The sequence below is a fragment of the Planctomycetota bacterium genome (genome assembly GCA_026387035.1).
GTDB lineage: Bacteria > Planctomycetota > Phycisphaerae > FEN-1346 > FEN-1346 > JAPLMM01.
Genome location: JAPLMM010000149.1, coordinates 1 through 21,092, shown reverse-complemented (window position 1 = coordinate 21,092; position 21,092 = coordinate 1). Strand labels below are relative to the sequence as shown.

Sequence of the window (21,092 nt, the reverse complement as noted above, 5' to 3'; positions counted from 1 at the left end):
ACGAGGCCCGCCAGGCCCAGGATTTCACCCCGGCGGAGCGACAGGCTCACGTCGCTGAAGCGGCCGGCGGCGGCGCCCTCGACGCGGAAATACTCGGGCCCGATCTCGGAGGCGCGCTCGCCGTAGATGTTGCCGAGCGTGCGGCCGACCATGCGCTTGACGATCGCGTCTTCCGTGAGGCCCGCCGCCGGGAGCGTTTCCACGTGGCGACCGTCGCGGAGGACCGTCACGCGGTCGGCCACCTGGAAGACCTCGCGGAGGTGGTGCGAGATGTAGACGATGCTCGTTCCCTCGGCCTTGAGCCGGTCCATGTTGCGGAACAGCCGTTGCGTATCCGTCGCGGTCAGCGAGGAGGTGGGCTCGTCCAGCACAAGCACGCGCGGCCGGTACGACATGGCCTTCAGGATCTCGATCACCTGCTGCTGGGCCGCCGAGAGGTGCTTGACGAGCGTGCGGGGCGAGAGGTCGAGGTTGAACCGATGGAGAAGTTCGCGCGTTTGGCGCTCCAGCGCGGCGGAGTCGATGAAGGCGCCCGCCCGAACGGGCTGGCGATTGGCGAAGATATTCTCCGCCACCGACAGGTTCCCCGCGAGCGAGAGGTCCTGGAAGACCACGCTGATGCCGCACAGGGCGGCGTCGTGGGCGCTGCGAAAGCGCACCGGCCGGCCGTCGAGGACGATCTGGCCCGCGTCCGGCCGGTAGATGCCGCCCAGGATGTGCATCAGGGTGCTCTTGCCGGCGCCGTTCTCGCCGACGAGGGCGTGGACCTCTCCGCGGCGGAGTCCGAAGTCCACATGGTCGAGCGCGCGCACGCCGGGAAAGGTCTTGGTGATCCCCCGCAACTGGAGAATGACGTTGTCGGCCATCCGAGCCCTACTTCCGGACCTGCACCCGCGCAAGTTCCCCGATCTCTTTGCCGCCGGAATCGAGGAGCACCAGCCGCACCGAGGCGGCCTTGGCCGGCAGGGGTTCTTCTTTGTCGAGCACAAGCGCCTCGATGGGCGAGACCGGGAGTTTCAAGTCGATCCTCTCGCATTCATTCCCGTCGCCGTCGAGGACGACGAGGCCCGCCTGGGCGGCATAGAAGACGCCGAACCGGCCCGTCAGGCGCACCTTGCCGCCGGCGACCTGGGCCGCGAGCGGCTCGCACACGACGCCTGCGGGCGTGCACTCGAGCACCGGGTAGTTGCCGCCGATTTTCGCGGCAAACCAGTCGAGGCGGAAGGAGTAACTCTCGCCGGGCCGGAGTTCGGCGAAGGGGCTCAGGATTTCGCTCTCGACGAGGTATGGCGTCTCGACCGGGTCGTCTTTCGCCTCGACGATCTTGGTCCCGCACACGAACTGCCCCACCCCGTTCATCCAGAACTCGACCGAGGCCTGGTCCGGGTATTTCTTGTCGGGGAAGTGCGTGAACCGCTCGACGAAGACGTACCCGGCCGCGCCGTCCACGACAGCCGCCCAGCCGGCCGAATTGTCGAGGCCGACCTTGCCGACAATGCGCTTGTAGTTGGCCGAGAACATTTTCGTCGCCGGGTCAACGCTGAAAGATGGATTATTGACGAGGCCGAACATCTCGCAGTAGCCGCGCGGATAAATGCTAGCGGGGTTGATGGGCGACCAGCAACGGATCTCCTTGTTGTAGCCCTGGGCGCCCGCCGGCGCGGCGGCATTGAGTTGCGTGACCTGCCAGATGCCCCAGCGGCGGGACTTGGTGTCGATGTTCTTCATCGTTGAATCGAAACTCACGCGGGCGGCGCCGTCGGCCACGCGGATGATGCGCGAGAACTGGATGCCGCTGCGTTTGTCCTCGCGGCTCATGAGCCTCAGCGCGGCGCTCTTGCCCGAGGCCTCGATGATGGAGGCCTCGTGCGGGCCGCCGTCGAGGACACCGTCGGGCGGGCCGGGCCACTGCTGGTCGTTGTCCCACCCTTGCGGGGCGGGCCAGAGTTTGTCGCCGCCGTAGTTCAGCCAGGCGCCGTCCGGCCCGAGGCCGGTGGGCGTCGGCTGCTTGCCGGCGAGTTGCGGGTTCACCCACAGGTATTCGAAGGGCCCAAGTTTGAACTGCATGACTCGCCCGCCGACGGCCGGCACGACCTGCACTTCGACCAGGCCGTTCGCCAGGTGCAGCGATTCCCATCCGCGGTACTCGGACTTCGTGGCGTCGGCCCCAAGGGCCGGCAGGCCGACCGCGAGCGCGAGAAAGACGGTACAGGCCGTCCGTCGCATGGCTATTTCCTCACAAAGTACTGGTAGTTGTCCTTGTCGACGATGACGACGCCGGTGTCGACCACTTCGGGAACGCCGGCGACGCCCGCCTTGGCGTTGTCGGTGGTCACGGGGACCGGGTGGTTGTTGAGGTTGTAGAGGATCTGAACGGCGTAGAAGGGCATGAGGGCCGTCTGCTGGGCCACGGTGGCGCTGATGACGCCGTCCTGGATGGACTCCAGGACCTCGTTGCCGCGGTCCATGGCCACGATTTTGACCTTGCCGGCGCGGCCGGCCTCGCGGACGGCGGTGGCGGCGCCGTTGCCGCCGGCCGCCTCGACGCACGCGATGCCCGCCAGGTCGGGGTACTTCTGGAGGAGCGACGCCGCCGCCTGGGCCGCCACCACCGGGTCCGACTGCGTGTCGGCCACCTGGACGATCCGGATGCCGGGGAACTGCTTCAAGGCGTCCTGGTACCCGCGGATGCGTTCCTCCAGGTTCGACTGCCCCGGCTTGGTCATGAGGGCCACTTTACCTTTGCCGTCCAGAAGCGAGGCCAGTGTCTTGCCGCCCTCGAACCCGGCGCGGTAGTTGCCGGTGCCCACAAAGGCCACGCGCTTCGAGCCAGGCAGGTCCGCGTCAACCGTCACCACCGGGATGCCTGCGGCGGCGGCCTTATCGACCAGGGCGTTCAGGGAGTTCTCGAACCCCACGACGACGATGCCGTTGGGTTTCTTGGCGATGACCAGTTCGAACACGTTGGCCATGGCGGCCATGTCGTAATCGGCCGGGCCGACATATTCCGTCCGCACGCCCAGGACCTTGCCCGCCATCTCCATGCCCATTTTGTGGTCGTAGAAGTAGTCGAGGCTGCCCAGGGCCGAGACCTCGATGTAGAGTTGCCCGGAGGTGTCCGCCTTGCCCTTGTCGGGCGCGGCGGTGTCGGTCCTGGCGCACCCTGCAGCCATGAGGGCGGCCGCCAGGGCCGGCAGAAGGATGCTGAACCTGTTCATGAACATTTCTCCTTTTGCACGTCCCGGCGTTTACCGGGCGCTGTCACGAATGGCCCCGAACAGGGCCAGCATGTTCTCGGTCGGCGTGTTTGCCTGGAGGTTGTGGACGGCGTCGAACACGAAGCCGCCGCCCGCGCCGAAGATCTCGATGCGCTCGCGGACCTCGCGGTAAACCTCGTCGGGCTTGCCGAAGGCCATGGTCCGTTGCGTGTCGGTCCCGCCGCCCCAGAAGACGATTTGGCCGCCGAACTCTTTCTTCAGGCGCCGCGGGTCCATCCCGGCCGCCGAGGTCTGCACCGGGTTGAGGATGTCGAAGCCGGCCTCGATGAGGTCCGGGATCAGGTCGATCACCGAGCCACACGTGTGGATAAAGGTCTTCCACCGGGTCTTCTCGTGGATCCTCTTGTTGACCGCCACGTGGAACGGCTTGAAGAGGTCGCGGTACGCCGCCGGCGAGATGAACAGGCCCCGCTGCGTGCCGAAGTCGGTCCCCGTGAGGAAGGCCGCCTGGACGCCGTCGCCCAGGATGACGGCCAAGCGGTCGATGTTCCCGAGGGCGACCCGGCACTGCTCCTGGAAGACCTGGTACACGTAGTCCCGCCGCGCGGCCGTGGAGAGGTACCACTCGGCGATGTCGCGGATGCCCTTGGGGTGCTTCATCCACGGGGCGGGCACCAGCGCAATGTCGCCGAAGGCCGTGCCGGGCATCGACAGGATCGCGCCGAGGTCGGGCCGCGAGGTCAGGCGCTCGGCCTCGCGCGTGTAGTACGCGACGTCGCGGTCCGACAGGGGACCGAACTCCTCCAGGTTGTCGGCCGGGTCGAGTTTCGCCTCGTCGATGGGCGGCTGGCGGATGATCGTGTCGAAGAAGTACCCGCCCTTGGGCATGCGGCCGCTCGGTGGGGCCGTAAGGTCGCCCTGGGGGTACATCAGCAGGTCGCCGTTTGAGTCGGCCGTCACGTTGAACTTCTCGGGCACCAGCACCGGCGTGCCGTCAAAGAGGTCGAACGGTTTCCAGCCGGCGTTCTCGAACCCGAAGAGCGTGGTGCGCCCCAGGACGCCGACGACGTCGATGCCGAGGGCGGCACGGAGTTCCTCGTCGATCTCGCCGAGCATCTGGTACGGCTCGATGACCTTGACGCGGTAATCCGGCTGGCCGAGCACCGCCCGGCGGAGGCGGCTGACGGCCGCAACGTGTATGCCCGTAACGGCGGTCGAGCCGAAGTCCACGCACACGCGGTCGGGCTGCCGATGGTTGAGCGTCGCCTGGAGTCGCTCGCGGGAGTTCATGGAGTCCGGCTACTCCTTTGCGGTGACGAACGGCGTGTGCCCTCGGCGCGGGCGTCGCCGCAGGCCTGCTCGACCATCGATGGCGAGAGGTCCGCCCCAACCGCCTCCGGCCCCCGCCGCACAAACAGCCGCACGTGGCGCCCCGTGCCGCAGGCGCCGTCCTGCACCCGCCGGGCCAAGACGCTCCGGAAGACCTTCCGGAAAAACGGGCCCTCCCGGGCTAGGCGGCGCTCCCGGTTGACCGTCAGGTCGCAGTACGTCGGGCACCGCATGTCATCTCGAGCGATAGATCGTGCGACCGGGATTCTAGGCCGCGCGAGGGGGCGGCTGCAAGCCTTTTCGCGAGAGGCTTTGAAAATCGCACAGGATTGACAAGGCGGGGCGTGCTGGTTAAAAATGTCCGCATGAACTCCGAGACCGCTTATGAGTCCGATGCCGAGGCCTTGGTCCCCGGGAACCTTCAGGGACTGCGGGAGTTGGCGGCGCAATGGCACGTCGACCTTCAGGGGGATGAAGATGTTTCGATTCTCGGCCGTCCGGTGACGGTCGGCGGCCTGACGGCCCCCAACTCCATGGCCCTCCACCCGATGGAGGGTTGCGACGGCGATTCCCTCGGCCGACCCGGCGACCTGACCGTCCGCCGCTACGACCGGTTCGCCGCCGGCGGCGCGGGTCTGATCTGGGTCGAGGCGATCGCCGTCGTACCCGAAGGCCGGACAAACCCGCGCCACCTCTGGATCCACCCCGCCAGCGCCGAGAGTTTCAGGCTCCTGGTGGCGCGCATGAGGCGCGTTGCCGCCGAACGGTTCGGCGCCGACCATCGGCCGATCCTCGTCGCCCAACTGACGCACGGCGGTCGCTACTGCCGCCCGACGCTCCGGCCAGAACCCATGATCGCGCAGCACGATCCGTACCGCGACGCGAAGATGAACCTGCCGGCCGACCGGCCCGTTCTCGCCGACGACTACCTCGACGCGCTGCCGGAGCGTTACGCAGAGGCTGCGGCGCTGGCGTTCGATGCAGGCTTCGACGCCGTGGACATCAAGGCCTGCCACGGCTATCTGATGAGCGAACTGCTGGCCGGCCACACGCGGAGGGGCAAGTACGGCGGCTCATTTGAGAACCGCACGCGGCTGCTCCTGGCGATCGTCGACGGCATCCGTCGCCGGCTCGGACCCGACAGGATGATTGTCACGCGGCTGGGCGTTTTCGACGCGGTGCCTTTCCCCTACGGATGGGGGACAAGCCGCGACGACGTCACCGCTGCCGACCTGGCCGAACCCAAGCGGCTGGTGGGCGAACTGGTCGCTCGCAGCGTGCCGATGATCAATATCACGGCCGCCAATCCGTACTACAACCCCCACTACAGCAGGCCCTACAGCAAGAGTCGGGAATCCGGCCTCCCTCCCGAGCATCCCATCATCGGCGTCGCCAGGCTGATTGCGCTGGCGGGCGAGATCCAAAAAACGTTCCCGCAGGTGGCCATCGTGGGCACGGGTTACAGTTGGCTGCGCGGTCTGATGCCCAACGTGATGGCCTGGGCCAAGCGAACCGGCCTGACCACCATGGCGGGTGCCGGACGAATGGCGATTGCGTACCCCGATTTTCCGGCCGACGTGCTGGCTCGCGGCCGGCTCGACGAACGCAAGGTGTGCCTGGCCTGCGGCGCCTGCACGACCATCATGCGCGACGGCGGGACGACCGGCTGCGTCGTCCGCGATGGCGAGGTTTACGGGCCGATCTACCGCAGCGGTCGGGAACGAAACGAGAAGCCGCCCGCCTGACGGCACGCGTTCGGCATGCCCTTGGCCGGCGCCACGGGCCCGCCTCGGCGGCCGGCGAGGCCGACGGGTCGCCGCGGCCGGTGGCAGGCTTGACAGACGGTCCGCTCTTGCGGGGTATAACCGCCATGACAGACCATCCCGTAGCCATCGTAACCGGCGGCAGCCGAGGCATCGGCAGGGCTATCGCGCTGGAACTGGCTTCCCTGGGATATGACATCACGATCAGTCACCGCGGCCTCGCGGCAGCGGGCACACCCGGCGGATCGGCCGCTGAGGAGACCGCCGCACAGGTCGAGTCCACGGGCCGGGCCTGCCTGGTGCTTCGGTCGGACGTCTCCCTGGCCGAGGACCGCCGCAGGCTCGTCGAAGCGGTTCGCGCCCGCTTCGGCCGCTGCGACTTTCTGATGAACAACGCCGGGGTCGCCCCGGTCCGGCGGACGGACATCCTCCAGGCCGACGAGGAAAGTTTCGACCGCGTCCTGGGCGTCAACCTCAAAGGCCCGTACTTCCTGACGCAGTTGGTCGCCAACTGGATGATCTCGCAGCGGAAAGCCCATCCCGACCGACAGTATCGCATCTGCAATACTTCATCGATATCGGCGTACACCAGTTCTCCCGGCCGGGGGGAGTATTGCATTTCCAAGGCCGGCGTGAGCATGATGACCCGGCTGTTTGCAGATCGCCTGGCGGAATTCGACATCGGCGTGTTCGAGGTGCGGCCGGGGATCATCGCCACGGACATGACGGCGTCGGTCCGCGAAAAGTACGACAGGCTGATCGCGGAGGGCCTGACGCCCACGCGGCGCTGGGGCCGGCCCGAAGACGTCGCGATGGCCGTCGGCGCGGTGGCCCAGGGCCGGCTCGACTTCTGCACCGGCCAGGTGATCAACGTGGACGGCGGCTTCCACCTCCGAAGGCTGTGACCGATCGGGCGGACGCACTTATGAGGCTCAAGAGACGCCGATTTCACACCGTTATCATCGGCGCCGGCGCCGCCGGCATGAACGCCGCCGTCCACCTCTGCGAGATGATGGCCCGGAAAGGCGTCCGCAGCGCCGGCCGGCGTATCGTCGTGCTGACCCGCGGCCTGGGGCTCGGCGCCAGCCGGATGAGCGGATCCGACAAGCAGACCTATTACAAGATGGGGACCAGCCCACTGACGGCCGACAGCGCCGCCAGTTTCGCCCGGAGCCTGACCGCCGCGGGCTGCTGCCACGAGGACCTGGCCATCGTTGAGGGGATCGAATCGCTGCCGGAGTTCTGCCACCTTGTGCGGGCCGGCGTGCCTTTTCCGCAGGATGCGCTCGGCTCGTTCATCGGTTACAAGACGGACCACGACCCGTTTGAGCGGGCGACCTCGGCCGGACCCAAGACCAGCCAGTGGATGAGCCGCTGCCTCCAGGCCGAGGCCGAGCGCTACGGCGTCGCCATCCACGACCGGCAGGAAGTGGCGACGCTGCTGACCGCGGGGCGGGGAGCCGGAAAACGCATCGTCGGCGTCCTGACGCTGGACATGGCCGCCTCCACCCGCCGGCAGGTCCGCGCGAACGTCTACTACTGCCAGAACCTGGTGCTGGCCGCCGGCGGACCGGGGGAAATGTACCGGGACACCGTCTATCCGCCGGGGCAGTTCGGGCTGCACGGACCGGCCCTGGAGGCCGGACTGGCGGCGGAAAACCTGACCGAATCCCAGTTCGGACTGGCCAGCACGAAGTTCCGCTGGAACGTTTCCGGAACCTACATGCAGGTCATCCCGCGGATTTATTCCACCGACGCCGCCGGCCGCGAGCCGCGCGATTTCCTGGCCGACGCATTCCCGACGATGCGCCAAATGGCCGGCGCCATCTTCCTCAAGGGGTACCAGTGGCCTTTCGATCCGCAGCGGATCGCCGATTACCAGTCGTCGCTCGTCGACGTGCTGGTGTTCGGCGAAACCCGCCGGGGCCGTCGCGTGTGGATGGACTTCCGAAGCAATCCCATCGGCCGGGCCGGCATGCAGGCGTTCGACCTCGGCGACCTGCCGGACGAGGCATCGGATTATCTGCACAGGTGCGCGGCTTTGCAGGCGCGGCCCATCGACCGGCTGCGCCACATGAACCCCCTGGCGATCGACGTTTACGCCGAAAACGGCCTCGACCTCCGAAGGGAGCCGCTCCAGATCGCCCTCTGCGCCCAGCACAACAACGGCGGGCTGGCCGTCAATACGTGGTGGGAGTCCGGCCTGCGGCACACGTTCGTGATCGGCGAAATGGCCGGCACGCACGGCGTCAAACGGCCCGGCGGCGCGGCCCTCAACAGCGGACAGGTCGGAGGGCTGCGCTGCGCCACCTACATCGCCAACGTCTATCTCGAGGACACGATGGACTTCGGCCGGGCCCAGGCGCGCACCGAAGGCCAACTCGGCCGGGCGATAGAGCGCCTGTCCGGCAGGAGCAACCCCAGGGCCCGGCGAAGCCCGCGAGAGGTCCTCGAGGAAATCCGGGATCGCATGACGGCCGCCGGCGGGCACCTTCGCGAAATCGGCACTGTGACGGCCGCCTTGCGGGACGCGATCGCCCTCGCGCGGGAGGTGCGAAAGAACGGCTTGGCGCGGGCGGGCAAACAACCGGAGGAACTGGCCGCGTCGCTGGCCGCGCAGCACATGGCCCTGACCAGCGCGGCCTATCTGAAGGCGATCAAGGAACTGCTGCGGACCGGCGCCGGATCCCGCGGGTCCTACCTCGTCGTCGGCCGGGAGGGCGCCGAAGTGCACCCGTCGGTGCTGGATGAACGGACGGGCGCTCCTCTGCGGGTCCAGCCCGAGAACGAGTCGCTTCGCCGCACGATCCTGCGGCTGCAATACGACCCGAAGGCCGCGGAACTGTTCTCCGTCCGCGCCGTGGCGCCGCGGACGGCGCCGGCCGACCGCAAATCTTTCGAGACGGCCTGGGCGGAGTATCGCGCCGGCGAAATATACAAACCCAGATAGGATGGTGCGACCTATGGCAAGATTCAAGCGGCTGGATGTCCTGAATGCGATGGTCCAAACCGGCGTCGTGCCGGTCTTCTACCACGGCGATGTCGAGACGGCCGTCTCGATCGTCCGGGCCTGCGCCGACGGCGGGGCCGGGGTCGTCGAATTCACCAACCGCGGCGACCGGGCGTTCATGGTCTTCGCGGAACTGGCGAAGCGGTTCGCCGAGGAGCGGCCGGAGGTCATCCTGGGCGCCGGCTCCATCGTCGACGCCCCGACGGCCTCACTGTACCTGTCGTCCGGCGCCAACTTCCTCGTCGGGCCCGTCCTCAATGCGGAGATCGCGCGGTTGTGCAATCGCCGCAAGGTCGCCTACAGTCCGGGCTGCGGCACTCCGAGCGAGATTTCGGCGGCCGAGGAACTCGGCGTGGAGATCGTCAAAATCTTCCCGGGAAAGGAAGTGGGTGGACCGGCTTTTGTCAAGAACATGCTCGGCCCGTGCCCCTGGACCTCCCTCATGCCCACCGGCGGAGTGGAGGCCACCCGGGAGAGCCTGGAGGCCTGGTTTGCGGCCGGCGTCGCGTGCGTGGGCATGGGTTCCAACCTCATCACGAAAGAGGCGGTGGCCGCACGCGACTTCGCCGGCATCACCCGCAAGGTCGCCCAGGTCATCGCGTGGATTCGGCAGGTCCGCTCTGCCGCGCCTTAAGACCGGCGATGGAGCGCCGGCGGTCAAACTGCGCTCCCTTCGGCGGCGCTCAAGGTGGGGCGTTATGCGGCGCGGCGGGCGGTCCCGCGCGAAAAGAATGGTCCGCCTCACCCGGAGCCGCCGATAGTATAGAGTGCCGTCGCGGCCGGAAACGCGGGGCCGGGGTCTTGGACCAGAGGCGCTGGTAGGCGGTCCTGTGCCGTCCCGATTGGGCTTGCACTTCGGCGGCCGGACGGGCATGCTGAACGGGTCACCCAAAGGAGACGAGCTATGTCTGATCGGACCGTTTTCGCCAGCCTCTTTCACGGGACCTGCCGCGCCGGCGTCCTTTGCCTCCTGCTTTCGGCCCTCGCGGCGCTGGGCGGGTGCGCGGGCCAGACCGCGCGGATGGACCTGGACAGCGAGGACGACGCGCTGCTGGGGGCAATGAGCAGCAAGGACTTCCGGGCCGCCTGTTTCCAGATGGCCCAGTCGCTCATCCGCCTGCCGCAGATCCAGAACGCCGCCAACCCGCCGACGCTCGCCTTCACGGAAGTCGTCAACGCGAGCGACGAACTCTTCAGCACCGACGACCTGCTGTATAAGATCCGGACGGAACTCATCAAGAACTGCGGCGGGAAGATCCTCTTCCTCGACCGCGACATCATCGACCAGATCCGCGCCGAACGCCGCGACAAGGACCTCGGGAAGGTCACGACGAGCGGCAGCAAGGCCGTTTACGGGGCCGACCTGTTCATGTCCGGCCGCGTCGAGAGCATCCGCCGAAGCCGGGGACGAACGCAGACCCAATACATGCGCCTGTCGGTCCGCCTGACGGACGCCGCCTCCAGCGCCATTCTCTGGGAAAACGATTACGAACTGAAGAAACTGGTCCGGGCCGGCGTGTACGACCGCTGACCGGCCCATTGCGAAGGGATGCTCGATGAATCGGCTCTCGCTCGCTGCGCTCCTTGCCGCCGCCGGGGCGATCCTCCTCGCCGCCGGCTGCGAACCCCAGGCCCAACGGACGACCCCTGCCTGGGTCAACCCGCTCGACCTGATGGAATCGCGCCTCCCGGCCGACCCGAAGGACTCGAATTACGTCCTGGCGCGGATGGAGTTCGGCCGGCAGGCCATCCTCCTGGGTTCCTACATGCGCGCCAAGCCGCGGCTCCGCGAAGCCTTTGACCAACTCGAGGTCGAGCACGAGAACGTCGGGGCGGCGCTTTCGTCGGAGCGGCTCAAGTATTACAAGGGCGAGACCTACGAGCGGGCGATGCTGTGCACCTACTCCGCCCTCGCCGAGTACCTGGCGGGGAACTACAACGAGGCGCGGATCCTCTTATCGCGGGCGCTCCTGGCCGACAAGGGGGCCGTCGTCGAAAAATCCACCCCCGCCGAGGTCGGCGAGGATTTCGGCCTCGCCTTCTATTGGGTCGGAAAGACGTACGCGAAACTCGGCGACATGGATAACTCGGCCATCGCTTTCCGCAAAGCCACCACCCGGACCCCGCGAAAGGAAAAAGACGCGGAGCGCGAATCCAAAGAGGACGCCAAGGCCGCCGGCGAGATGCTCAAGAAACGGACCGAGGGCGAAGCCTGGGTCTACAAGACCTTCCACAACCCCGAGAAGCCCGACCTGTACATCGAGCCGATCGTCAACCTCGCCGAGGCCACGCCGGCCAGCGCTCCCGCCGTCCTCCAGGGCGCCGCGCCCGCCAGCCCCGTTCGCCGATCCGCCGACAAGGCCGAGGAATTTTTCACCCCCGCCTTCCAGACCGCGACGAACCTGGTCCTCACGATCGACGTGGGGCGGTGCCCCTACAAGTACCTGGGCGGCATCAGCGGCGAGAAGACGGAGTTCGGCCGGTCGCCCGTCTGTCCGCGGGCGGTTCGCGTTTACATAGACGGCCATTACGCCGGACCCGCCTTCCAGGTGCTGGACCTCTGGGACCAGGCGTCCACGCAGGACCGCATCGGCGAAAAGGAGGCAGCCCAGGCCACCAAGGCGATCCTCCGCGAAATGCTCAGTTACGCCCCCTACGCCGGCTCGGCCGCCAGCCATTGGGACATCTCCGGCGACGTCCGCCATTGGACCACGCTGCCCGGCAAGGTCTTCATCTTTGCGGCCGACGTGGCCCCCGGCCCGCACACGGTCCGGCTCGAGATGTACGACATCAACGGTTCACGTCTGCCCCGGTGGACGAATACGTATTACGGCATCGGCGTTCCGAAGACAGGCGAGGCCTGCGTCTCTCTGGCTCCCTGGTTCGACGGCGACAACCGGCTCGGACCGGACGACGTCCGCAAGGCCATCGCCGGCGGCGCGCAGCCCGCTTCGACCTACGGATTCTAGCGCACGCGGCGCGATTGGCGACTTTCCGAAAGGAGCGGTTCCATGCGATCAGCGACGGCGGTTCTGGCGACAATTCTTGTGCTCGCGCTGGCCGGCTGCGAGGCCAACCCCAAACAGGTGGACCAGGGCGGACGCGTCCTCCTCGAAGGGTTCACCGTCAGCCAGTACGTCTCCGTCCTCCGCCAGGAGAGCGACCGCGTCGAAGGCGACCTCCTGCGCGTCCGCACGGAACTGAAGAACCGCAAGAAGGAAAACATCTGGGTCGACATCCAGGTCATCTGGAAAGACGCCCAGGGCTTCGCCCTTTACGAGACCAGTTGGGCGCCGTTCATGATCCCCGCACGCTACACCAAGACCCACGAGATCGTGAGCATCAACCCCCAGGCGGCCGACTACGAATACCGCGTCCGCCAGGCCAGCAAGGCCGAGGTCAAGTGAACCGCCCATCCGAACCGCGAGGGCCCTGACGACGGGAAACCAGACCATGCGATCCGACGTGAAGCGCCCACCCGCTGCCACGGCCTTCCTGCTTCTGCTCGGCAGCGCGCTCCTCCTCGTGGCGACCGGCTGCGGGCCGGCCTACAAACCCTTGCCTTACGTCCCGAAGGCCGCCGCCGCGCCGCCCATCACCGCCTGCCACGACGCCGTCGGCCACGTCAAAGGCATGAAGCCCTGGATCCTGGGGGGAACCTGCTGCTGCACCCCCACGCGCGAAAACTACGACCTCCACGTCGCTCAGGGCACTCTCCCGCGCGACATGTTGTACGAGGCATATCTTGATTTACACAAGCAGCGCGGCATCGTGACGGATCTGGACCACAAGAACTGCGGCAACCTGTGCGACCACGGACCGCACGTCCTCGCGGGAGGCAGGTGCTTGGCCACTCCGATACCGGGCACGCCCATGTACGAGGCCATCACCTACGGGCCTCACGCCCCGCTCGCGCCCGGCGAAGCGAACGCGAGCCCCAAGTAAAACGTCCCTGCCCGTCGCCGCACAAGCGGCTCGGAGCGGGACAAGGAGGGTCCGATGAAACGCCTCGGCTACTGCGTTGGAGGCCGTCCGGTGGTTGTGTTCCTGGCAGCCGTGGTTCTCGTTGGCGCCGCGTGGAGCGCGCCGCGCGCGTGTTTCGCGAAGCCGAAGATTGAGGTGGCGCCGCCTCCGCCGCCGAGCGGCGAAAAACCGGCCAAACCCGCCTACGACTACAAACACGAAATCCAAAAGGTCCAGCGCGACCGCAAACTCGTCCTCGCGCTCCTGAGGCCCGGCGACGTCGTCGAGTTGCAGGAGTATCTGCCCTTCGGCCGCGGCGTGAACATCTCGCGCAGCGGATCCGCCGAAGTGGACGTCCAGACGACAAGGACCGGCGGGACCGGCAAGGGAACAACGGCCACCGTGACGGGCGAGGGCAGCACGACGATCCGGACGGGTCGCGAAGACGCGCCGGTCTTCATGCCCCCGGTGATCCGCCAGTACCTGACGCGCGAACTGGTCGCCACGCGCCAGTTCGTCGTCATCGAGCGCGAGCGCATCCTCGAAATCGCCCGCGAACTCGCCCTCGCGAAGACCGCCGCCGTCAACCCCGAGACCGCGCCGCGGCCGGGTCGGCTCATCGGCGTCCATTACATCGTCGAAGGGTTCTACTGTCCGGCGGGGGGTCTGCCCGCCGACGATCCGGCCCTCGCCCCCGTTCGCCGCGAAATCAATAAACGCCGACTCAACCTCGACCCCACCCTCGCCTGCGTCATGTACCTGACGGTCTACAAGGTCGAGACGGGCGAAGTCAAAGCCGTCGCTTGCGGCGCCGACCTCAGGCCCTTGGTGGCCGTCCAACGCGCCGTCGAAGACCTCCTCGACCAGATGCGCGACGTCGCCGAACCCACACGCGTCGTCCGCGTGGACAAGGAGACGGGGATGGCGGTGCTGGACATCGGATCGTCCGACGGCGTCGCGCCGGGCACCGCATTCACCATTGAGACGGCCCCGGCCGAGGGCGCGCCGACGAAGACCGTCACGGCCACGGCCGAGAAGGTGGACCTCCTCTCCTCGACCGTCAAACTCTCGGACCCGAAGGCCCCCGTCCACGAAGGCGACGCCGCCAAACTCGCCAAAACCCCCGCCCAGGAGGGGGAAACGCCCAAAGGCGCCGAAGAAAAGCCGACCGAACAACCGGAGAAAAAGCCCGCGGAAAACCCCCAGCCCTGACGGCCGTCGAAAAACTGCGATCCGCCCGCAAGCCCAGGCGCTCTTTTTCTCGTGCCGCTCGATTCTCTCTGCTCAGCGGTGCCTTGACAATCCCCGCCTCTTCCCGTAAATCTCTGGGTTCCAAAAACGTACGGACTTGCCGGGTCTCGGGAGGATTGACCGTGGACAGGATGATCGAGGTCGAAAACCTCACAAAGTGGTACGGCCGGACGCTGGCCCTCGACCGCGCGACGTTCGAGGTCCTGCGGGGCCAGATCGTCGGCTTCCTGGGGCCCAACGGCGCGGGCAAGACCACGGCGCTTCGCATCTTGACCGGTTTCATGCCCGCCACCAGTGGCCGGGCCAGCGTCTCCGGCCACGACGTCTTCAGCGACAGCCTCGCCGTCCGCTCCTCCATCGGCTACATGCCGGAGAACGTCCCGCTGTATCCGGAGATGCGGGTGGACGAGTACCTGAAGTTCCGCGCGGCGCTGAAGGGCATCGCGGGGTCGAAGCGCCCCGCGGCCGTGGAGGCGTCCGTCAAGCGGTGCTGGCTCCAGGACGTTCGCCGCCGGCCGGTCGGGCAACTCTCGAAAGGGTTCCGCCAGCGTGTCGGCCTCGCCGAGGCGCTTCTGGGCGAGCCGCCCGTCCTGATTCTCGACGAGCCGACGATCGGCCTGGACCCGACGCAGATACAGGAGACGCGCCGCCTCATCCGTTCGCTGGGCGGCGAGCACACGATCTTGCTCTCGAGCCACATCCTGCCGGAGGTCGAGAGGACGTGCTCGCACCTGGTGATCATCGCGGCGGGCCGGATCGCCGCCGCGGGCAGCGTCGAGGAACTTCGCCGAGGCGCCGCGGCCCAGCACCACGTCGTTCTGGAGGTCCGCGCCGCCGAGGGCGGCGACGGGCCTAACGAAATGAGCCGTGCCGTCGGACAAATCGCCGGCGTCGCCGCCGTCTCCCGCGAGGAGGCGGGCGACGAGTGGCAACACTTCGCCGTCACGCCGACGGGCGACCGCGACGTGCGCGAGGCCCTGGCGGCCCTGGCGGCGCAGCGCGGCTGGCGCCTGCGCGAGATTCGCAGCGAGGCGCCGAGCCTGGAGGAACTGTACCTGCAGATTACGGCCGGCGACGCGGCCGCCCGCGCGATCGCCGCCGCCTGATGAACGCGCGATTCAAACGCAGAGAGCGCAGAGACCGCGGAGAAGGAAGAGGGAGTTGTTCAACAAAAGAGGCCGTTTGCGTACTCTGCGTTCTCAGCGTCCTCTGCGTTGAAATCACGGTGTAGTCAAGGAGTGCCGCGATGCGAAACATCCTCGTTCTGACGCGCCGCGAGGTCGCGTCCTACTTCGTCTCGCCCGTCGCGTACGTCGCGATGGCGCTATTTCTGGTGATCTCGGGCATCTTTTTCGCGCTCGGCGACTTCTATCCCGGCGCCCCCGCCCAGATGCGCTCCCTCTTCGAGATCATGATGATCATCCTCATCTTCGTCCTGCCGATCCTGACGATGCGGAGCCTGGCCGAAGAGTTCCGCACCGGCACTATTGAAACCCTCCTGACCGCGCCTGTCACCGACGCCGAGGTGGTCGTCGGCAAGTTCCTGGGGTGCTGGCTCGTGTACCTGGCGATGCTCGTCCCGACCCTGGTTTACGTCGTGCTGCTGGCGGCGTTCGGCCGGCCGGACTACGGCCCGATCGCCAGCGGATTCCTGGGCCTCGCGCTCCTCGGGGCGCTCTACGTGGCCGTCGGCATCCTCGCTTCCTCCATGACGCGGAACCAGGTGATCGCGGCGGTGGTGGCGTTCGTCATCCTGGCGGTGATCGGCCTGTTGGGCCCGTGGATTGCGGCGAGCGTTCCCGGCACGTGGCGCCACATCGTCAGCCGGATCGCCGTCCGGTCCCATTACATGGACTTCAGCCAGGGCGTCGTGGACCTGGTGCACGTCCTCTATTTCGTGGCGGTAACGGTGTACGCCCTGTTCCTCGCGGTCAAAATCGTGGAGAGTCGCCGATGGCGCTGAAAACGCAAAACCCTTCCGACCGGCCCCCCGCCGCCGACGCGGGGCCCCTCTCGCAATCCCAGCGATGGGTCCGTTTCGGCTCGAACGTCGCGCTGGCGCTCGTGCTGGCGACGGTCCTCGCGGTCGCCGCCGTCTGGCTCTCGGGGGCGTTTCTGCGCGGCCGGGCTCGGAGCGACTGGACCGCCGCGGGGCGCTTCAGCCTGAGCCCGCGCACCAAGGCCCTCCTCGCCGACATCCCTTCGGACTGCGACATCCGACTGACGAACCTTTACTCGCACGCGCCGGAGATCCCCGCCTCGGCGGAACAGTGGCGGCGCGTCCAGGACCTGCTCTCGGAATACGAAATGTCTTCGCCGCGCATCACCGCCGAGGCCGTCAACCCCGCCGTGGACGTCGGCCAGGTCGAAACGCTCGTCAATCGGCTCCGCACGCGCTATGAAAAGGACCTGGAGAAACCGAAGGCCCTGGTCGCGGAGTTCGGCCGGTTGCGGACGGATCTCGGTGCTGTGCTCAAAGCCGAGGCCGACCGCGCGAGCGCCGCCGCCGACGCCTGGACTTCCGGCCCCGCCGAGGTCGTCAACTCCTTGCGAATGGTCGCCCAGCGCTGGCGGCAACTGGAGACGCTCGGCACCTTCACCGCCGCCGCCGTCCAATCCCTGACGGACCAGGCCTTGCCGGCCTACGCGACGGCCCTCTCGCGCGCGAAGGAATTCCTCGGCCCGGTCGGCGACAACTTCGAGGCCGTCCCCGCCCTTTACAAGCAACTGCGCGACGCCGCCAAGGACGCCGACGTCCCGCCTGCTGCCCGCGAGGTCCTCGCCTCGGCCGAGGCCGTCTACGCCCCGCTCGTCGAACGCATCAAGGCGTTCAACAAGCAGGCCGCCGACCTCCCGGAACTCGAACTCGACAAGATCCGCGACCGGATCGGCGAAGGCGAAACCCTCCTCATCGAAACCTCCGTTCCGCGCGGAGTCATCCGGGTGGCGGAGGACCCGACGAGAATCGTAAAGCCCATCATCAAGGATCCGTCCAGGCCCGCCGAGGTACCGAAGGTGGTGGTTCTGAAGGTCGAACACGGCTCAGAAGTGATTGTTCCAGCGCCCATGCTCCGCGATTACGAGCAGCAACTGCGCGTCGGCCAGGGCCTCACGGTGACCAGCGCCAAGGTCGAGGCGCGCCCCGACCGCGTCTACGTCGTCTCCTTCGACGACATCTGGGTCCGCAATCGCGCGTCCGGCGAAGAAGGCCAGGCAGAGCGCCTCTTCGCGGGCGAACAGGCCGTCTCCAGCGCGCTGCTGGGCCTCCTGCACGCCGACAAGCCGGCCGTCCTGTTCGTCACGTCCGGCGAGCCGGCGACGATGGGGGGCGGCCCGTACGCGGAAATAGCGGAGCGGCTCCGCAAGGCCAACTTCATCGTCGAGGACTGGAACCTGGCGCGCGAGCCCGCCATGCCCGCGCCCGAGCACATGACCTTCCCGATCCTCGTTCTCGTGCCGCCGCCTCCGATGAACCCCCAGATGCCCGCGCCGCCGTCCTCGCCCGAACAATACGCCCCCGCCGTCGAGACCATCAAGAAAGGGGCGGCGGCGATCGTCTTGGGGGAACCGGCCGGCATGTTCGGCCCGGCCGTCCCCTACCGCGACCTCTTCGACACTTTCGACCTCTTCGACACTTTCGGCCTCGAGGGCAAGTTCGAGGCCGTTGCCGTCCACAAGGTCGTCGTGGATCAGCGCGGCACGGAGCGGGCCGTCCCCCAGATTGAAATCACCCGCTATCCCGAGCACGCGATCACGGCGCCCCTCGGCGCCCTGCCGACCATGCTCGTGACGGCCATGCCCGTCATGCCGAAGGCGCCCCTTCCCGAAGGGGTCACCGTCCAGCCGATCCTCACGCTGCCCACGGGCGCCGATTACTGGGCCGACACGACCGCCATGGAGGCGATGCGCGGCGAAGCGAAACGCGACGAAGTGGAGGACCTCATTCCGACGGCCGAGCGGCCGGTCGTCCTCGCCGCCGCCGTCACCAGGGAACTCGCGCCCGAAACCGCCAAGCAGACCGCCGAGGGCGAACCCAAACCGCCCGTCGAGAAAGCGGAACGTCCCGCCGGGAAGGTCCAGAAGGTCGTCTTCTTCGGCGATGGCGACTTCGCCGCCGACCGTGTCGCCTTCTACCGCACGATGTTCGGCCAACAGGTCTTCCCCGGGAACGCCGAACTCTTCCTCAACAGCCTCCTCTGGGTGGCCGGCACCGAGCACCTCATCACGGTCAGTCCCGAGGCGCTCGAGGCCCGCCGCATCGGCGACTTGGGCGCCTGGACGCTGCCGCTTCGCATCCTCATCATCGCGGGGCTTCCCCTGGCCGCCGGCATCGTCGGCCTCATCGTTTACATCCTCCGCAGGAGATAGGGTATGACAAGATTTTCTGGCATCGGCGAAACTGCAACTTGGTGTGGCACGGCCGGCCTTGCCCGGCCGTGCGTTCCGGCGCGCTTGCGCACGGCGGGACAAGACCCGCCGTGCCACACATGTCTAAGCCCTTGCCCGACGCCGGAAAACCCTGTCACGCCCAGGAGATAATCGATGCGCTACTCGACCACGCTCATCCTCGCCCTGGCGGTGTTTGCGGTCGCCGTCGCCGTCTACGTCTTCCGCGACCGCCTGACCGGCGAGACGACCGAACCGGCGAAGCCGGCCGAGGCCCTCAACCTCATCCGGGACGTCGCCCCCGCGGACGTCGCCGGCGCCACGCTCCTTGAGAACGCCGAGGGGGAACTAAAGACCAAGGTCGCCTTCGCCAGGACGGACGGCGAGTGGCGCCTCACGGAGCCCGTCAAGGATGCGGCCGACGGCTACGAGGTGGATCGGCTCCTGCGCGCCTGCCTCGAAGGCCAATACCGCCAGACGCTCGAGACCGGCGCCGCGGGCCAGCCCGACCTCAAGGACCTGGGGCTCGAGCCCCCGGCCTTCCGTTTCACCTTCACGACGAAGAAGAAGGACAGCCAGGCCGAACGCACCAGCACCGTTGACATCGGCCGCCGAAGCGCTTTCGGCGAAGGCGTCTACGTCCGCCTGGACAAGGCGAAAAAAGTCTACGTCCTCGACGCGGCGACGCTCGCGGAGCGCGCCGGCGAAAAAACCGACACCTATCGCAGCCACGACGTCGCCACGCCCGCGCGCGACCAGATCGTGCGCGTCAGCCTCGCCGGCTCCCGCGGCGAGGTCGTCCTCAACCGCTCCGGCGCGACAGGCGACCGATGGATCCTCGCCCAGCCCATCACCGCCCGCGCCGACCCCGACGCCGTCGACGCCATCCTGCAGGAACTCGGGCGCCTCCGCGTCAAGGAGTTCGTCAAGGACGCGGTGACGGATCTGGCGGGCTACGGCCTGACGGCGCCGCGGCTGCGGGTCACCCTGTGGAAAGAGGCGCCTGCGCCCGAAAAGCCCGCCGAAACCGCCGAGGGCGCCGAGAAGGCCAAGGAAACCAAACCCAAGGCCGAACCCGCCGTGGCGACGACCCTGGTGTTCGGCTCGTGGGCGGACCTGAAGCACAAGACCGTCTGCCTGATGACCGCCGATGCCGTGGGACGCGTCGTCAGCGTCGACGCCGACGTCCTGAAGCCCCTCGAAAAGAGCGCCGACGACCTGCGCGACAAGCGCGTCCTCGCCCTCAGCAAGAACCCGGTCACACGCGTCGAGGTGAAGAATGCCGCCGGCGAGTTCGAACTCAAGAAAGCCGACGCCGGTTGGCGGTTGCTCGTCCCCGGCCGCGACGAAACCGACGCCGACCCCGATGCCGTCGATAAACTCCTTGCCGGCGCCGCCGGCCTCAAGGCCATCTACTACCTCTCCGACGAAGAACGGAAGAAAGACTTTGCGGAGGGCCTCAAGCCCCAGGGCCACATCCGGCTCTGGCTCGAGGGCGAGGCCGCCCCGCAGGCCATCCTCGTCGGCGGCAGCGCCGAGAGCCGAACGCTCGTCGCCAACGCCTCCGAGCCCTGGATCGGCCGCGCCAACGAAAACGACCTCGCCTGGTTCCACGAGGGCTGGCTCGCCTGCCGCGACAAGCGCGTCCTGGAGTTCAAGGCGAAGGACGCGACCGGCCTGGCGGTCCGGGCGCCCGACCGCGCCGTCGTCCTCGAGCGAAAAGGCGACGCCTGGAAGATCGTCCAGCCGATCGAGGCCGATCCCGAGCCTGGCTTCGCCGAGGGCCTCCTCGACGCCCTCAAGGACCTGCGATGCACAAAGTTCGTCGCCCGCACGGAGGACTTCAAGGCCCACGACCTCGACCCCGGCCAGATCGTCTGCACCATCACCCTCGCGCCCGAGGGCAAAGGCGCGGAACCGCCGAAGAAAACCCTGCGCCTCGCCGTCAAGGAGGACGGCTCCTCGGTCGGCCGCGTGGACGGAAGCGACCTGGTGTTCCAGGCCGCCGCCAACCTGCCGCGCCTGTTGGCCGCCGAGCCGCTCCCACGCGCCATGACCGAGTTCCTCAGCACGGACATCACGGGGCTCGAGATCGTTGCCGGCAAGGAGACGCTCCGCCTCGCCAGGAAAGACGCGAAATGGAATCGCCTCGACGAGGCCGGCAGCCTCGTC

General features: G+C 67.8%; 17 protein-coding genes. 13 read left to right on the top strand and 4 right to left on the bottom strand.

The features are described 5' to 3' along the window. From NTX40_05125 to NTX40_05110, 4 genes are all read right to left on the bottom strand, one after another. Positions 1–866 (bottom strand): sugar ABC transporter ATP-binding protein (locus NTX40_05125; GenBank protein MCX5648465.1); only part of this gene is annotated, 866 nt, incomplete at its 3' end. Positions 867–873: 7 nt separating this feature from the next. Beyond that, entirely contained in the window at positions 874–2,226 is a 1,353-nt protein-coding gene (locus NTX40_05120; protein ID MCX5648464.1) for a DUF4380 domain-containing protein, read from the bottom strand. Between the two features lie 2 nt (positions 2,227–2,228). Then, entirely contained in the window at positions 2,229–3,218 is a 990-nt protein-coding gene (locus NTX40_05115) for a substrate-binding domain-containing protein (GenBank protein ID MCX5648463.1), read from the bottom strand. 30 nt (positions 3,219–3,248) lie between these two features. Next, positions 3,249–4,508: a methyltransferase gene (locus NTX40_05110; GenBank protein MCX5648462.1), complete on the bottom strand. Its 1,260-nt coding sequence runs from the start codon at positions 4,506–4,508 to the stop codon at positions 3,249–3,251. 383 nt (positions 4,509–4,891) lie between these two features. Here NTX40_05110 and NTX40_05105 point away from each other — a divergent pair, with 383 nt between their 5' ends. The 13 genes from NTX40_05105 to NTX40_05045 all read left to right on the top strand — a co-directional run. Next, the gene (locus tag NTX40_05105; GenBank protein ID MCX5648461.1) at positions 4,892–6,292 is read left to right on the top strand and encodes a flavin oxidoreductase/NADH oxidase; all 1,401 of its coding nucleotides are present in this window, start codon (positions 4,892–4,894) and stop codon (positions 6,290–6,292) included. A 125-nt stretch (positions 6,293–6,417) separates the two neighbouring features. Further along, the gene (locus tag NTX40_05100; GenBank protein MCX5648460.1) at positions 6,418–7,215 is read left to right on the top strand and encodes a 3-ketoacyl-ACP reductase; all 798 of its coding nucleotides are present in this window, start codon (positions 6,418–6,420) and stop codon (positions 7,213–7,215) included. Positions 7,216–7,235: 20 nt separating this feature from the next. Continuing rightward, positions 7,236–9,260 (top strand): FAD-binding protein, encoded by a 2,025-nt coding sequence (locus NTX40_05095; GenBank protein ID MCX5648459.1) that lies wholly within the window; start codon positions 7,236–7,238, stop codon positions 9,258–9,260. 13 nt (positions 9,261–9,273) lie between these two features. Continuing rightward, positions 9,274–9,954: a bifunctional 4-hydroxy-2-oxoglutarate aldolase/2-dehydro-3-deoxy-phosphogluconate aldolase gene (locus NTX40_05090; protein ID MCX5648458.1), complete on the top strand. Its 681-nt coding sequence runs from the start codon at positions 9,274–9,276 to the stop codon at positions 9,952–9,954. A 270-nt stretch (positions 9,955–10,224) separates the two neighbouring features. Continuing rightward, positions 10,225–10,851, top strand: a complete 627-nt coding sequence (locus NTX40_05085) for a hypothetical protein (GenBank protein MCX5648457.1) — start codon at positions 10,225–10,227, stop codon at positions 10,849–10,851. A gap of 25 nt (positions 10,852–10,876) precedes the next feature. Next, positions 10,877–12,289, top strand: a complete 1,413-nt coding sequence (locus NTX40_05080) for a hypothetical protein (protein ID MCX5648456.1) — start codon at positions 10,877–10,879, stop codon at positions 12,287–12,289. A 42-nt stretch (positions 12,290–12,331) separates the two neighbouring features. Further along, positions 12,332–12,727, top strand: coding sequence for a DUF1425 domain-containing protein (locus NTX40_05075; GenBank protein ID MCX5648455.1), 396 nt, complete (start codon positions 12,332–12,334; stop codon positions 12,725–12,727). A 46-nt stretch (positions 12,728–12,773) separates the two neighbouring features. Continuing rightward, entirely contained in the window at positions 12,774–13,265 is a 492-nt protein-coding gene (locus NTX40_05070; GenBank protein ID MCX5648454.1) for a hypothetical protein, read from the top strand. Between the two features lie 54 nt (positions 13,266–13,319). Next, positions 13,320–14,495, top strand: coding sequence for a hypothetical protein (locus tag NTX40_05065; protein ID MCX5648453.1), 1,176 nt, complete (start codon positions 13,320–13,322; stop codon positions 14,493–14,495). Positions 14,496–14,665: 170 nt separating this feature from the next. Next, the gene (locus NTX40_05060; GenBank protein ID MCX5648452.1) at positions 14,666–15,640 is read left to right on the top strand and encodes an ABC transporter ATP-binding protein; all 975 of its coding nucleotides are present in this window, start codon (positions 14,666–14,668) and stop codon (positions 15,638–15,640) included. 140 nt (positions 15,641–15,780) lie between these two features. Then, positions 15,781–16,497, top strand: a complete 717-nt coding sequence (locus tag NTX40_05055; protein ID MCX5648451.1) for an ABC transporter permease — start codon at positions 15,781–15,783, stop codon at positions 16,495–16,497. Next, positions 16,488–18,902 (top strand): hypothetical protein, encoded by a 2,415-nt coding sequence (locus tag NTX40_05050; GenBank protein ID MCX5648450.1) that lies wholly within the window; start codon positions 16,488–16,490, stop codon positions 18,900–18,902. Before NTX40_05055 ends, NTX40_05050 begins: the two co-directional genes overlap by 10 nt. A 174-nt stretch (positions 18,903–19,076) precedes the next feature. Beyond that, a partial coding sequence (locus NTX40_05045) for a DUF4340 domain-containing protein (protein MCX5648449.1) occupies positions 19,077–21,092 on the top strand: 2,016 nt, incomplete at its 3' end.